Annotated in this window: 14 protein-coding genes; 10 read left to right on the forward strand and 4 right to left on the reverse strand. The window is 69.8% G+C overall.

The window, feature by feature from the left end:
• Positions 1–77: 77 nt before the first annotated feature.
• Both A9Z05_RS05245 and A9Z05_RS05250 read left to right on the forward strand, forming a co-directional pair.
• Positions 78–503: a VOC family protein gene (locus tag A9Z05_RS05245; RefSeq protein ID WP_069617171.1), complete on the forward strand. Its 426-nt coding sequence runs from the start codon at positions 78–80 to the stop codon at positions 501–503.
• A gap of 129 nt (positions 504–632) precedes the next feature.
• Positions 633–1,217, forward strand: coding sequence for a flavin reductase family protein (locus A9Z05_RS05250; protein ID WP_069617172.1), 585 nt, complete (start codon positions 633–635; stop codon positions 1,215–1,217).
• Between the two features lie 33 nt (positions 1,218–1,250).
• Here the strand turns inward: A9Z05_RS05250 and A9Z05_RS05255 are convergent, their stop codons facing one another.
• Complete coding sequence (locus tag A9Z05_RS05255; protein ID WP_069617173.1) at positions 1,251–2,147, reverse strand: LysR family transcriptional regulator; 897 nt, start codon at positions 2,145–2,147, stop codon at positions 1,251–1,253.
• 97 nt (positions 2,148–2,244) lie between these two features.
• Here A9Z05_RS05255 and A9Z05_RS05260 point away from each other — a divergent pair, with 97 nt between their 5' ends.
• The 4 genes from A9Z05_RS05260 to A9Z05_RS05275 all read left to right on the forward strand — a co-directional run bounded on the left by A9Z05_RS05260 (position 2,245) and on the right by A9Z05_RS05275 (position 6,477).
• A complete protein-coding gene (locus tag A9Z05_RS05260) occupies positions 2,245–3,543 on the forward strand; it encodes a CitMHS family transporter (protein WP_069617174.1) in 1,299 nt (432 codons plus the stop codon).
• Positions 3,544–3,582: 39 nt separating this feature from the next.
• Positions 3,583–4,941, forward strand: a complete 1,359-nt coding sequence (locus tag A9Z05_RS05265) for an acyclic terpene utilization AtuA family protein (RefSeq protein WP_069617209.1) — start codon at positions 3,583–3,585, stop codon at positions 4,939–4,941.
• Positions 4,941–5,252 carry a hypothetical protein gene (locus tag A9Z05_RS05270; RefSeq protein ID WP_069617175.1) on the forward strand — a complete coding sequence of 104 codons (312 nt, stop codon included), beginning with the start codon at positions 4,941–4,943 and terminating at the stop codon, positions 5,250–5,252. Before A9Z05_RS05265 ends, A9Z05_RS05270 begins: the two co-directional genes overlap by 1 nt.
• A 409-nt stretch (positions 5,253–5,661) precedes the next feature.
• On the forward strand, positions 5,662–6,477 hold the full coding sequence (locus A9Z05_RS05275; protein WP_069617176.1) for a topoisomerase IV: 816 nt from the start codon (positions 5,662–5,664) through the stop codon (positions 6,475–6,477).
• Positions 6,478–6,532: 55 nt separating this feature from the next.
• Here the strand turns inward: A9Z05_RS05275 and A9Z05_RS05280 are convergent, their stop codons facing one another.
• Complete coding sequence (locus tag A9Z05_RS05280) at positions 6,533–7,462, reverse strand: phosphatidate cytidylyltransferase (protein ID WP_006481850.1); 930 nt, start codon at positions 7,460–7,462, stop codon at positions 6,533–6,535.
• A 39-nt stretch (positions 7,463–7,501) separates the two neighbouring features.
• Entirely contained in the window at positions 7,502–8,134 is a 633-nt protein-coding gene (locus A9Z05_RS05285; protein ID WP_069617177.1) for a lysophospholipid acyltransferase family protein, read from the reverse strand.
• A gap of 470 nt (positions 8,135–8,604) precedes the next feature.
• Between A9Z05_RS05285 and A9Z05_RS05290 the strand changes: the two genes are divergently transcribed.
• The 4 genes from A9Z05_RS05290 to A9Z05_RS05305 are packed head-to-tail and all read left to right on the forward strand — an operon-like array spanning position 8,605 to position 12,903.
• Positions 8,605–9,210: a CDP-alcohol phosphatidyltransferase family protein gene (locus A9Z05_RS05290; protein ID WP_069617178.1), complete on the forward strand. Its 606-nt coding sequence runs from the start codon at positions 8,605–8,607 to the stop codon at positions 9,208–9,210.
• A 59-nt stretch (positions 9,211–9,269) separates the two neighbouring features.
• Complete coding sequence (locus A9Z05_RS05295) at positions 9,270–11,039, forward strand: bifunctional alpha/beta hydrolase/class I SAM-dependent methyltransferase (protein WP_069617179.1); 1,770 nt, start codon at positions 9,270–9,272, stop codon at positions 11,037–11,039.
• Positions 11,036–12,451, forward strand: a complete 1,416-nt coding sequence (locus A9Z05_RS05300; protein WP_069617180.1) for a phosphatase PAP2/dual specificity phosphatase family protein — start codon at positions 11,036–11,038, stop codon at positions 12,449–12,451. The genes A9Z05_RS05295 and A9Z05_RS05300 overlap by 4 nt, the downstream gene beginning before the upstream one ends.
• Positions 12,451–12,903, forward strand: a complete 453-nt coding sequence (locus tag A9Z05_RS05305; protein ID WP_069617181.1) for a hypothetical protein — start codon at positions 12,451–12,453, stop codon at positions 12,901–12,903. Before A9Z05_RS05300 ends, A9Z05_RS05305 begins: the two co-directional genes overlap by 1 nt.
• On the opposite strand, the gene A9Z05_RS37550 is transcribed toward A9Z05_RS05305, so the two are convergent.
• The gene (locus A9Z05_RS37550) at positions 12,900–13,061 is read right to left on the reverse strand and encodes a diguanylate cyclase domain-containing protein (RefSeq protein WP_256121852.1); all 162 of its coding nucleotides are present in this window, start codon (positions 13,059–13,061) and stop codon (positions 12,900–12,902) included. The two genes, A9Z05_RS05305 and A9Z05_RS37550, sit on opposite strands and share 4 nt — an antisense overlap.
• Between the last annotated feature and the right edge of the window lie 32 nt (positions 13,062–13,093).

Consider the following 13,093-nt stretch of genomic DNA (forward strand, 5'->3'; position numbering starts at 1 on the left):
TTGATTTAATTTTTGAGCGGCGTTGTCTACCATGGTGCCGTCCTCGCGACACGCGAGCGTTCCTTTACGAGGCCATCATGAGTCTTTCCCCGTTTCACCTGGCGATTCCGGTCTACGACCTGCCGGCCGCGCGCGATTTCTACGGCCGCGTGTTCGGGCTGGAAGAGGGGCGTTCGAGTGCGCAGTGGGTCGACTTCAACTTTTACGGGCATCAGCTCGTGATCCACGCGCATCCGAAAACCGCGTCGCAGGAAGGCGCGCATACGAATGCGGTCGACGGCCACGACGTACCGGTGCCGCATTTCGGGATCGTGCTCGACTGGGCGAGCTGGGAAGCGCTGGCCGAGCGGCTGCGTTCGTTCGGCGTGACTTTCGTGATCGAGCCGTATGTGCGGTTCCAGGGGCAGGTCGGCGAACAGGCGACGATGTTCCTCTTCGATCCGTGCGGCAATGCGCTCGAATTCAAGGCGTTCCGCGACATCGGTCAGCTGTTCGCGAAGTGACCGGCTACGGCGCCGGCGCCGATTGAAATCGGGTGCGAGAATGCAGCCTTCGGCCCGGCCGCGCGCACGTGCGACCGCCGGCGCCGCGCCGCACGGTATGGGTCCGTGCGCCTCCTCCAAGGAACCCGTATGGACAGTCACATCGCGCCGGTGGCGCTGAACAAAGCCTATCGTCTCCTCAATCACGGCCCGACCGTGCTCGTGTCGGCCCGCCACGACGGCGTCGACAACGTGATGGCCGCCGCCTGGGCGTGCGCGCTCGACTTCCAGCCGCCGAAGCTGACGGTCGTGCTCGACAAATCCGCGAAGACGCGCGAGCTCGTCGAGCGCAGCGGCACGTTCGTGATCCAGGTGCCGACGGCCGCGCAATTGCAGCTCACGCATGCGGTCGGCAGCCGCAGCCTCGCGGAGCGGCCCGACAAGCTGCGCGAAGCGGGCGTCACGCTGTTCGACGTCGACGGTCATGACCTGCCGTTCGTCGCCGGCTGCTCGGGCTGGCTCGCGTGCAGGCTGATTCCGGAACCGCACAATCAGCAGACCTACGACCTGTTCATCGGCGAGGTGATCGGCGCATGGTCGGACACGCGCGTGTTTCGCGACGGCCACTGGTATTTCGAATCGGCCGATCCCGCGCTGCGCAGCCTGCACTACATCGCGGGCGGCAATTTCTATGCGATCGGCGAATCGCTGCACGTCGATCCGGACGCGCAGTAAGCGCCGCGCGGACTTTCCCGAATCGGGCGCGCTTCATGCGCGCTTTTTCAATTCGGCCAGCATGAGGTCGGCGAACGCCTGCGCGACGCGCGGCAGCGTGCGCCCGCGCTTCGCGACGAGCGCGATCGGCCGCACGAACGCGGGATCGTCGATCGGCTTCGCGACCAGTTCGGGTTCGGCGCGCACCTCGCGGGCGGTCGCGGGCAGGATCGTCACGCCGAGGCCGCCGCGCACCATCGCGACGGCCGTCATCATGTAGGTCGGCTCGCACGCGATGTCGGGCGTGCAGCCGGCCGCGTCCAGCGCGGCATCGACGACGCTGCGCACGCTCGTGCCCCGTGCGGTGAGCACGAGCGGCACGCCGGCGACGTCGGCGGTGGTGACGCGGCGCTTGCGCGCGAGCGGATGATCCTGCGGGCACACGGCGACGAGCCGGTCGGCGCCTGCATACAGCACGTCCAGCGACGCATCGAACGTATCGCCGCCGGTGAGCCCGAGATCGGCGTCCTCGTTGCGCACCAGCGCGGTGACGAGGCTTGCGACGCCGTCGCGGATCTCGAAGCTCGCGCGCGGCACGTCGCGCCGGAACGACTGGATCAGCTCCGGCAGCACGCTGGACGCGAAGGTCGGCAGGCACGCGAGCCGCACCGTGCCGCTCGCGCCTTCGCCGAGCGCGCGTGCATCGCGCAGCACGCGCTCCATGTCGTCGAGCGAGCGCTGCAACAGCGGCAGCAGTTCGCGCCCCGTCTGCGTGAGCGCGACGCTGCGGCTGTTGCGGTCGAACAGGCGCGCGCCGACGATTTCCTCGAGCCGGCGGATCTGCACGGTCAGCGCCGGCTGCGACAGGTGCAGCCGCGCGGCCGCGCGCGTGAAGTTGCCGGCGTGCGCGACGGTGACGAACGCGCGAATATCGCGAAGATTCAGATCCATAACGGTTCGTGATTGCTGCGATCAAATCATTTCAATTGTGCTATCGCTGCGCCGACCTTACGCTCGTCTCCAACAAAAGACAAGGTAGGAGACACGGATGCTGCCGTTACTCGGGCTGGGCACGATCGTCGTGCTGCTGGCCGCGATTCTGTCGAAGCGGATGTCGCCGCTCGTCGCGCTGATCGTCGTGCCGATCGCCGCGTCGCTGCTCGGCGGCTTCGGGCTGCACACCAGCAAATTCGTCATCGACGGGCTGAAGGGGCTCGCGCCCGTCGTCGGGATGTTCGTGTTCGCGATCCTGTACTTCGGGACGATCACCGACGCCGGCACGCTCGACCCGATCATCGACCGGATCCTGCGCGCGGTCGGCACGCGGCCCACGCGCATCGTGATGGGCACCACGCTGCTCGCGCTGCTGATCCACCTCGACGGCTCGGGCGCCGTGTGCTTTCTCGTGACGATTCCCGCGGTGCTGCCGCTGTACGACCGGCTGAAGATGGACCGGCGCGTGCTGGCCGCGGCCGTGTCGATGGCCGCGGGCATCAACTTCCTGCCGTGGACGGGCCCGATGATCCGCGCGTCGGCGTCGCTGCACCTGCCGGTGTCGGCGCTGTTCAATCCGCTGATTCCGGTGCAGGCGATCGGGCTCGTGTTCGTGTTCGGCGTCGCGTACTGGCTCGGGCGGCGCGAGGAGAAGCGGCTCGGCCTGTCGCGCGACGATGCGTCGATCCCGCTGCCCCGGCGCGAACTGACGCCCGACGAGCAGGCGCTGCGCCGGCCGCACCTGTTCTGGTTCAACCTCGTGCTGACGCTCGTCGTGCTCGGCACGATGGTCGTGATGGGCGAGAAGATTGCGCCCGCGATCATGTTCATGGTCGGGCTGTGCATCGCGCTGATGGTGAATTACCCCGACGTCGACATGCAGCGCAAGCGCATCGACGCGCATGCGCGTGCCGCGCTGATGATGGCCGGCATCCTGCTCGCGGCCGGCGTGTTCACCGGGATCATGCAGGGCAGCGGGATGCTGAAGGCGATGGCGCAGGCGGCGGTCGGCTTCGTGCCGCCGTCGATGGCCGGCCATATTCCGGTCGCGCTCGGCCTCGCGTCGATGCCGCTCAGCATGCTGTTCGATCCCGATTCGTTCTACTTCGGCGTGCTGCCCGTGATCGCGGAAGTGGCCGGCCAGCTCGGCGTGCCGGCCGTGCAGGTCGGACAGGCGGCGCTGCTCGGCCAGATGACGACGGGCTTTCCGGTCAGCCCGCTCACGCCGGCGACGTTCCTCGTCGTCGGGCTGTGCGGAATCGAGCTGGCCGAGCATCAGAAATTCACGTTTCCGCTGCTGTTCGGCGCGTCGATCGTGATGACGATCGCGTGCGTCGTGCTCGGCGTTTTTTGATTCCTGCCGGCGATGCGCTCGCCGGACGACGGTACGGACATGACAGCAAAGCAACCTGAACGGCGCGTGCGCATCGGCGCGGGCGCCGGCTACTCGGGCGACCGGATCGAGCCCGCGGTCGAACTGGCCGAACACGGGCAGCTCGACTACCTGGTCTTCGAATGCCTGGCCGAGCGCACGATCGCGATCGCGCAGCAGGCGCGCCGCAAGGATCCGGCGCTCGGCTACGATCCGCTGCTCGACGCGCGGATGCACGCGGTGTTGCCGGTCGCGGCGGGCAAGCGCGTGCGCATCGTGTCGAACATGGGCGCGGCGAACCCGCGTGAGGCCGCCCGACGTACCGCGCGGATCGCGCAGTCGCTCGGCATCGCGGGGTTGAAAGTCGCGGCGGTCGAAGGCGACGACGTGCTCGACGTCGTGCTGCGCGGCGCGTTCCGCTTCGAGGAATCGGGCGACGACGTCGCCGCGTATCGGGACCGCATCGTGTCCGCGAACGCGTATCTCGGCGCCGCGCCGATCGTCGACGCGCTCGCGGCCGGCGCGGACGTCGTGCTGACCGGGCGCGTCGCCGATCCGTCGCTGTTCGCCGCGCCGCTGATCCACGCGTTCGGCTGGCGGATGGACGACTGGGACGCGCTTGGGGCTGCGACCGTCGTCGGCCATCTGCTCGAATGCGCGGGGCAGGTGACGGGCGGCTATTTCGCTGATCCCGGCTACAAGGACGTGCCGAATCTCGCGCGGCTCGGGTTTCCGATCGGCGAGGTTGCGGCCGACGGCACGGTCGTGATCACGAAGGTGCCGCACGCGGGCGGCCGCGTGAGCGCGGCGACCTGCAAGGAGCAGCTGCTCTACGAGATTCACGACCCGGCGCGGTATCTGCAACCCGACGTCGTGGCCGATTTCACGCGCGTGGCGGTCGCCGAGGAAGCGACCGATCGCGTGCGCGTGACGGGCGGGCGCGGCACGGCGCGCCCCGATACGCTGAAGGTGTCGGTGGCGTACGTCGACGGCTGGATCGGCGAAGGCCAGATCTCGTACGGCGGCCCGGGTGCGCTCGCGCGTGCGCGTCTCGCGCTCGACATCGTCCGCGAGCGGCTCGCGCTGACCGGCGTCGCGGCGAGCGAATTGCGCTTCGACCTGATCGGCGTCGATGCGCTGTATGGCGACGCGGCGCCGGCCGTGCGCGGCGAGCCGGCCGAGGTGCGCGTGCGGGTGGCCGGCCGCGCGGCGAACGCCGCCGAAGCCGCGCGGATCGGCAACGAAGTCGAGACGCTCTATACGAACGGGCCGGCCGGCGGCGGTGGCGCGTTCAAGTCGACGCGCGAGGTGATCGCCGTGCAGTCGGTTCTGCTGCCACGCGCGGCCGTGACCCCGTCGTTTTCATTCGTGGAGGCCTGATGCAACTGCGTGAACTCGCGCATGCGCGCACCGGCGACAAGGGCAATACGCTGAACGTGTCGGTCATCTGCCGCGATCCGCGCCATTACGACCATCTGCGCACGCATCTGGATGCGCACGCGGTGAAGGCGTGGCTCGCGGGCATCGTGCACGGCGACGTCGTGCGCTACGAATTGCCGGCGCTCGGCGCGTTCAACTTCGTGCTGCGCGATGCGCTCGGCGGCGGGGTGACGCGCTCGCTCGCGCTCGACGCGCACGGCAAGTCGGTCAGTTCGGCGCTGCTGGCGATCGAGGTGCCCGACCCGGCGTGACGCAGGCATCGTGGCCGGGACGGGGCCGGGGCGTTCACGGGATCAGCAGTTCGCGACGCCCGTCCGCATGCTCGATGCGTTCACTCGCGACGTGATGAGGTGCCGACCGAACGGTGCGAGACGACGTCCTTCAAGGTCGGGCCCACGCGCGTATCCATGTCGGGCCGGCCGCTCGACGCTTGCGGCGCGTCCCCGTGCGTGTACGCTACGGCCTCGCGGGTCGATTCGCGCGCGTATCGAACGGATGCCTGGAATGAACAACGAGATCGTGACGCCGGCCGGCGGGAAGGGCGCGGCGGGCGTCGTGGTCCCGCCTCAGGCCGCCGCGGCGCCGCCGGTATCGCCCTGGCAACCGTGCTCCGTTGAGTTTGCAACGATCGGCCACACCTCAATCCGACCTGATCTCATTATGACTGTCCAGAACCGGAACCGACGTCTCAAGTCGCTCGCGGCTTCGCGCGCCGCCCTTGGCGCACTCACGGCGCTCGCCGCGCTGTCACCCGTTCATGCCGCCGAGCCGCCCCAGCTCGACCGCCAACTGAAAACCTTCATCCACGACACGTACGGCAACTGGCGCGCGGACCGCAAGGGCTGGCAGGCGGAAGACGGCGATTTCATCCATTCGCCGTGCGGCATGCTGCGCGTGGCGACCGCGGACGGCCCGCGCACGCTGCTCGCGATGTGCGGCGAGACCGAGGCGGCGGTGCAGAACGGGATGCCGGGCATGGATTCGGACGTGACGCCGGGCGCGGTAGACCTGTACGTGCTGAGGCCTTCGTCGGACGGCACGACGCTCGAGCCGGTCGCGAAGACAACGGAAATCGCATCGGGCCAGCGCGGCGAACCGGGCACGGTGCGCATCGAGCGGCTCGGGCCGCGCCTGTTCGGGTTCGTCATCGGCGAAAGCGACACACGGCAAGGCTACACGCGACGCTTTCGTTCGATCTGGCTTCCATACGGCGATGCACTGCTGCATGCGGCGGCGCGCATCGACGAGGCGCTCGACAATGCCGAGTCGACGGAATGCGCGCATGCTCGCGCGCGTTGCGAGGAGCGCCGCTTCGAGATCGCGCCGGACACGACCGGCACGGGCGACGTCTATCCGCTGACGGTCACGGAAACGGGCACGCGCGGCGACAAGGCCATCCATGCACGCTACACGGTGAAGTTCGACGCCGCGCGCGGCCGCTACGTCGTGCCGAAGGCGCTGCGCGACGGGTACTGATCCCTCGCGCGCAGGAACGGGCGGCATTGCGCCGCCCGCGTATCGCGCAACTGCGTCACACGTACAGGTAGCGCACCAGGTGGAAGAACACCGGCGCGGCGAAGCAGATCGAATCGACGCGATCGAGCATCCCGCCGTGGCCGGCGATCATCGAGCCCCAGTCCTTCGTGCCGAGCGAGCGCTTGACGGCCGACAGCACGAGCCCGCCGACGAAGCCGGCGATCACGATCGCGAGCGAGATCCCGAACGCCGCGCCGAAGCTGAACGGCGTCACGCGATACAGCGACGCGCCGCACAGCGTGGCCAGCAGGCCGCCGCCGACGAAGCCCTCGATCGTCTTCGACGGCGACAGCTGCGGCGCGATCTTGCGGCGTCCGAACAGCTTGCCGACCACGTACTGCAGCACGTCGCTGATCTGCACGACGAACAGGAAGAAGAACAGCAGCAGCGCGTTCTGCCCCGCGTAGCGCGGGATGTCGAGGATCAGCACGGCCGGCGCGTGGCTCAGCCCGTACACGCACACCATCAGCGCCCAGTTGATCTTCGCGTTGCGGCTCAGGAATTCGCGCGTGTCCTGCGTGAGCGCCGACACGAGCGACATCGCGAAGAACAGGTGCACGGGCACGAAGATCGAGTACATCCCGTACCAGTTGATCCCGAGCAGCAGGTACTGCACGGGGATCGCGACGAAGAACGCGATGAAGAGCGTCGTATGGTCGCTCGCGGTGGTCGGCGTGAGCGTGATGAACTCGCGCAGCGTCAGGTACGACAGCAGCGCGAACACCAGGTACGTGACGTTGTTGCCGAGGCCGATCGCGACGGCCATGATCGCGATCATCGCCCACCATGCGCGGATGCGCTGGTTCAGGTTGACGATGGTCGCGCTGGTGCCGCCGCTGCGCGCGCCGAGAATCGCGCCGATCACGGTCGCGACGACGAGCACGCCCGTGACGCCCGCGACCAGTTCCCAGAAGAGGGTTCGCATGGTTGGTATCCGGAAAAGGGAGAAGGGGGCGCGCCGCGTTCAGCCGGCCGGCCGCTGCGGCGGCGCGAGCGCGATGACCGCGTCGCGCATGCGGGCGAGGAACGTCGGCTTGTCTTCCTCGGCGCCGAGCGCTTCGTTCGCGCCGAAATGCACCTTGCAGATCAGCGGCACGGGCCAGATCGCGCCCTTCGGCATGATGCGCTGCAGGTTCTCGAGGTAGACGGGCGCGAGCGCGACGTCCGGGAACTCGGTCGCGAGATGGAACAGCCCGCTCTTGAACGGCTGCGGCAGCACGTCGGCGCCGCGCGTGCCTTCCGGGAAGATGATGATCGAGTGACCCTGTCGCAGCGCGTCGCGCACGGGGTCGAGGGGATCGCCTCCGGATTCGCGGTGACGGTCGATCAGCACGACGTTCAGCAGCTTCTGCGCGATGTGGCGCTTCACGTCGCTGCTGTCCCAGTAGTCGCGCGCGGCGACCGGCCGTACGACCGCGCGCACGTCGCGCGGCAGCGCGGCGAGGATCGCGAGCGTGTCGATGTGGCTCGTGTGGTTCGAGAAGTAGATCTTCTGCGTCGGGGACGGCGGCGCCTGATGCCAGACCGGATACGCGCCGGCGACGAGCCGCACGATGGACAGCAGGAAGTCACGCTGCCAGACGTTGACGATGTTCATCGGCGCGTGGCCTCCTGCGTGCATGCCCGGCCCGCCGCGCACGCGCGGCGGACGGAACCCCGGAATGCCGGCGCGGCAGGATGCGCGCCGAACGGCTCTTGTTTAAATTTTTTCAAAGTTCGTGGCTGCCTGTCGCAGGTCCGCGATAATCGGACGATTCGCCGTCGCACGCGGTTGCGTCGCGGCGAATGCGCCGGTCGGCGGCGTGATAATCGGCTGTTGCACGAGTGCCCGTCTGCAGTTCGAATGGAATCTCGCGGCGATCGGGCCAGCGGATTATCGCGAGTTTCGCCGAAAAACGCCAGATTGGCGCCACGCGGGCGGGCCGGGCCGCATGCTTGACGCATCGGGGCGGCTCGGCGACGATGAGGGCCGTTCAATCCAGGCCGACGACGGCCGTTTCGCCGCCCGGGGCATGGCGGCGGGAAACGTATCCGACCGTGCCGCGCGAATAATACGAATACGAAACGATGAGCCTCTACGCACTCAAACCCAAATTCCAGAACCATCTGCGCCCGTTCGCGAATTCGCTCGCCGAACGCGGCGTCACGGCCAACCAGGTCACGCTGTTCGCGGCCGGCGGCTCGATCGTCGTCGGCGCGCTCGCCGGGCTCGGCGTATTCGCCCGCGCGCTGTTCCTGCTGATTCCGCTGTGGCTGTTCGCGCGGATGGCGCTCAACGCGATCGACGGGATGCTCGCGCGCGAGCACGGGCAGAAGAGCACGCTCGGCGCGTACCTGAACGAACTGGGCGACATCGTGTCCGACGTCGCGCTCGTGCTGCCGTTCCTCGCCATTCCCGCGTTCGCTCCGGCGGACGTCTGGCTGTTCGCGCTGACGGCGGTGATCGTCGAATGCGCGGGGCTGATCGGCCCGCTCGTCGGCGCGACGCGCCGCTACGACGGCCCGTTCGGCAAGAGCGACCGCGCGCTGGCCCTCGGCGCGTTCGCGCTGTGGATCGGCCTCGGCTTCCCGGTCGGCGGCGTCGCCGCGTGGCTGTGGCGGCTGCTGATCGTGCTGTCGATCGTGACGGCGGTGCGGCGCGTGCGGGCCGGCATCGCCGAAGCGGGCCGCTGACGGGCCCGGCGCTGGAGGGCGGCGCCACACCATTCGAATAACGAAACGAGAGAGATCGCATGAACGCACGCACGGCCCGTGAGGCCGATTTCATCACGCACGACGGCGCAACGCTGTTCTATCGTCACTGGCCCGCGACGGGCCCGCGCTGCCGCGGCGCGATCGTGCTGCTGCATCGCGGGCACGAACATTCGGCGCGCGTCGCGCACCTCGTCGACGAGCTCGACCTGCCGGATTTCGCCTTTTTTGCGTGGGATGCACGCGGCCACGGCCGCTCGCCGGGCGCGCGCGGCTACAGTCCGAGCGCGGCCGCGTCGGTGCGCGACCTGCAGACCTTCGTCGAGCATATCCGCGACACGCATGGCATCGCGATCGAGGAGCTGGCTGTCGTCGGCCAGAGCGTCGGCGCGGTGCTCGCGGCGGCCTGGGTGCACGATTACGCGCCGCCGATCCGCGCGCTCGTCGTCGCGTCGCCGGCATTCCACATCAAGCTCTACGTGCCGTTCGCGCGGCCGGGGCTGCGGCTGATGCACAAGCTGCGCGGGCTGTTCTACGTGAACAGCTACGTGAAGCCGAAATTCCTCACGCACGACCCGGAGCGGATCGCGAGCTACGCGTCCGATCCGCTGATCACGCGGCCGATCGCGGTCAACATGCTGCTCGACCTGCACGATACCGCGCAGCGGATCGTCGCCGATGCCGCCGCGATCACCGTGCCGACGCAGTTGCTGATCTCGGGCGCCGACTGGGTCGTGCATCGCGGCCCGCAGGACCGCTTCTTCGAACGGCTCGGCGCGGCGCGCAAGGAGCGCATCGTGCTGCCGGGCTTCTATCACGACACGCTCGGCGAGCGCGACCGCGCGCAGGCGCTCGCGCCGCTGCGTGCGTTCGTGCTGCGCGAGTTCGATGCGCCGAGCCCGCGCGTGTCGCTTGCCGACGCCGACCGCCGCGGCGCGTTCCACGACGAATACGCGGCGCTCGGCCGGCCGCCGGCCAGCGTGTTCGCGCGGGCGTACTGGGCGCTCACGCGCGCCGGCCTGAAAGCCGGCGGTGCGCTGTCCGACGGCATCGCGCTCGGGCTGCGGCTCGGCTTCGATTCGGGCTCGACGCTCGACTACGTGTACCGCAACCGCTCGCAGGGGCGGTTCGGCATCGGCGCGCTGATCGACCGCACGTATCTCGATTCGCCGGGCTGGGTCGGCATCCGCCAGCGCAAGGTGCATCTGCAGGAACTGATCGGCACGGCGATCGGCCGCCTGCGCGGGAACGGCACGCCGGTGCGGATCGTCGACATCGCGGCCGGCCACGGGCGCTACGTGCTCGACGCGATCGCGACGGCCGCCGAGCGCGACGGCGCGGCGCCCGACGACATCACGTTGCGCGACTACAGCCCGCCGAACGTCGAGGCCGGCCGCGTGCTGATCGCGCAGCGCGGCCTCGAGCCGATCGCGCGCTTCGAGCGCGGCGATGCGTTCGACGAGGCATCGCTCGCGACGCTCGAGCCGCGGCCGACGCTGGCGATCGTGTCGGGCCTGTACGAGTTGTTCGGCGAGAACGCGCTGATCGAGCGCTCGCTGCGCGGGCTCGCGCAGGCCGTGCCACCGGGCGGCTATCTCGTCTATACGGGGCAGCCGTGGCATCCGCAGCTCGAATTCATCGCGCGTGCGCTGAACAACCACCGCGGCGAGTCGACCTGGGTGATGCGCCGCCGTTCGCAGGCCGAAATGGACGAGCTCGTCGCGCGGGCGGGTTTCCGCAAGCTCGACCAGCGGATCGACGAGATGGGCATCTTCACGGTCAGCCTCGCGCAGCGGGTCGACGCGTCATGAGCGCGCTCGGCGGCGGCGCGGGTGCGGACGCGAGCGGCGGGCTGGCCGAGCCGGCGGCCGGTGCGCGCGACGCGTCGTTCGCGCTGCGCTTGTGCTGGCTCGCGGCGATGGGCGCCGTGTTCTTCTCGACGTACGGCTTCGCGAACTGGCTCGCCGCGCGCCGCGAAGCGGTGCCGACGTTCGCGTTCGGCTGGGAGCATGCGATCCCGTTCGTGCCGTGGACGATCGTGCCGTACTGGTCGATCGACCTGCTGTATGCGCTGTCGTTCTTCTTCTGGACGCGCCGCGACGATCTGCTCGATCACGTGAAGCGGCTGTTGACCGTGCAACTGGTGTCGGTCGCGTGTTTCGTCGCGTGGCCGCTGCGCTTCGGCTTCGAGCGGCCCGACGCGGGCGGCGTGGCCGGTGCGCTGTTCACGCTGCTGATGGGTTTCGACAAGCCGTTCAACCAGGCGCCGTCGCTGCATATCGGGTTGCTCGTCGTGCTGTGGGCCGTCTATGCGAAGCACGTGCGCGGCACGTTCGCGCGCGTCGTGCTGCATCTGTGGTTCGCGGCGATCGGCGTGTCGGTGCTGACGACTTACCAGCATCACGCGATCGACGTGCCGACCGGGGCGGCCGTCGGCTGTCTCGCGCTGTTCCTGTTTCCGCTGCGCGATGCGGCGGGCCGCTTGGCCGGCGCCGAGGCGTCGCCGTCCGCGGCCGGTCGCGCGCTCGCGCGCCGCTATGCGTTCGGCGCCGCGCTGGTCGCGCTCGCGGCGCTGGCGTGCGTGCCGCGTGCGCCGGGGTGGGCGCTGGCGGCAGGGTGGGTCGCGCTGGCGCTCGCCTGCGTCGCATGGGCATACCGGCGCGGCGCGCCCGGCGCGTTCCAGAAGGATGCGGAGGGGCGGTTTCCGGTTTCCATCGGCTGGCTGCTTGCGCCGACGATCGCCGGCGCGTTCGTCAATTCACGGCTGTGGACGTTCCGGCACCCGGCGCCGGTGCGGATCGACGAGCGCGTGTCGATCGGCCGGACGCCGACGACGCGCGAGATCCGGCGCCACGGCTTCACCGCACTGATCGACCTGGCCGCCGAGATGCCGCGCTGGGCGGCGGCCGATGCCTCGCTCGCATATGCGTGCGTGCCGCAGCTCGACCTCGTCGCGCCGACGGCGGCGCAGCTCGCGCAGGCCGTCGCGGCGCTCGAGCGGCTGCACGGCGACGGGCGTGACGTGCTGGTCTGCTGCGCGCTCGGCTACGGGCGCAGCGTGCTGTGCGCGGCCGCTTGGCTGGCCGCGCGGCGCGGGCTGACGGATGCGCGCGACGCGCTGGCCGCGGTGCGCGCGGTCCGGCCGCACGCGGTGTGGTCGGATGACGGCGTGGCCGTGCTGCAGCAGTGGATCGATCGCCGTCGCGACGCGGAGCCGGTGTGATGCGCGATCGGTCCGGCCCGTTCAGGATCGCCGCCGCGCGCGGCGTGCTCGATGCGGGCGCGTGGGCGATCGCGGTCGCGCTGGCCGCGGCCGGCGCGGGCGGATGGATCGCGGCGGGCTGGCCGCCGGCGACGCTCGCCCGCGTGCTGCTGGCCGTCGTCAGCACCGGATCGGGGATCGCGGCGCTGTGGTACGCGGTGCGCATCGAGATCGATCGGCGGCTGTTTGCCGCGCTGGCGCGGGCGGTGGACGGCGACGGGTCGGTCGACGACGGGCTCGCGGCGCTCGACCGCGCGCTCGCCGATCTGGGCTGGATCGATGCGACGAAGGCCGGGCGCACGCTCGACGCGCGCGTGCGCGGCGCGGTCGGGCTGTGCCGGGCCGCCGTGCTCGTCGCGGTCGTGCAGTGGCTCGTCGTCGGTATCGCGATCGCGGTGTCGCCGATCGGCTAGCGATGCATGCGATGCGTCACGCGTGACGCGCGGGCCGTCCGTTGCGTCCGCGTGCGCTGGGCCTCGTACATCGCCTGGTCCGCATGCTCGATCAGCGCATTCATGTCGGTACCGTCGTCCGGCAGCATCGCGATGCCGACCCTGACGCCGAGCCGCAGCGCATGCCCGTCGAATTCGAACGGCTCGCCGG

Source organism: Burkholderia sp. A2, assembly GCF_001729305.1.
Taxonomy (GTDB): Bacteria; Pseudomonadota; Gammaproteobacteria; order Burkholderiales; family Burkholderiaceae; genus Burkholderia; species Burkholderia sola.

Excerpts from the sequence above, each read along its gene's own strand:
- A9Z05_RS05255 (WP_069617173.1), bottom strand. The coding sequence starts at position 2,147 with ATGGATCTGAATCTTCGCGATATTCGCGCGTTCGTCACCGTCGCGCAC.
- A9Z05_RS05290 (WP_069617178.1), top strand. The coding sequence starts at position 8,605 with ATGAGCCTCTACGCACTCAAACCCAAATTCCAGAACCATCTGCGCCCG.
- A9Z05_RS05275 (WP_069617176.1), top strand. The coding sequence starts at position 5,662 with ATGACTGTCCAGAACCGGAACCGACGTCTCAAGTCGCTCGCGGCTTCG.
- A9Z05_RS05300 (WP_069617180.1), top strand. The coding sequence starts at position 11,036 with ATGAGCGCGCTCGGCGGCGGCGCGGGTGCGGACGCGAGCGGCGGGCTG.
- A9Z05_RS05280 (WP_006481850.1), bottom strand. The coding sequence starts at position 7,462 with ATGCGAACCCTCTTCTGGGAACTGGTCGCGGGCGTCACGGGCGTGCTC.
- A9Z05_RS05265 (WP_069617209.1), top strand. The coding sequence starts at position 3,583 with ATGACAGCAAAGCAACCTGAACGGCGCGTGCGCATCGGCGCGGGCGCC.
- A9Z05_RS05260 (WP_069617174.1), top strand. The coding sequence starts at position 2,245 with ATGCTGCCGTTACTCGGGCTGGGCACGATCGTCGTGCTGCTGGCCGCG.
- A9Z05_RS05295 (WP_069617179.1), top strand. The coding sequence starts at position 9,270 with ATGAACGCACGCACGGCCCGTGAGGCCGATTTCATCACGCACGACGGC.
- A9Z05_RS05245 (WP_069617171.1), top strand. The coding sequence starts at position 78 with ATGAGTCTTTCCCCGTTTCACCTGGCGATTCCGGTCTACGACCTGCCG.
- A9Z05_RS05250 (WP_069617172.1), top strand. The coding sequence starts at position 633 with ATGGACAGTCACATCGCGCCGGTGGCGCTGAACAAAGCCTATCGTCTC.
- A9Z05_RS05270 (WP_069617175.1), top strand. The coding sequence starts at position 4,941 with ATGCAACTGCGTGAACTCGCGCATGCGCGCACCGGCGACAAGGGCAAT.
- A9Z05_RS05305 (WP_069617181.1), top strand. The coding sequence starts at position 12,451 with ATGCGCGATCGGTCCGGCCCGTTCAGGATCGCCGCCGCGCGCGGCGTG.
- A9Z05_RS05285 (WP_069617177.1), bottom strand. The coding sequence starts at position 8,134 with ATGAACATCGTCAACGTCTGGCAGCGTGACTTCCTGCTGTCCATCGTG.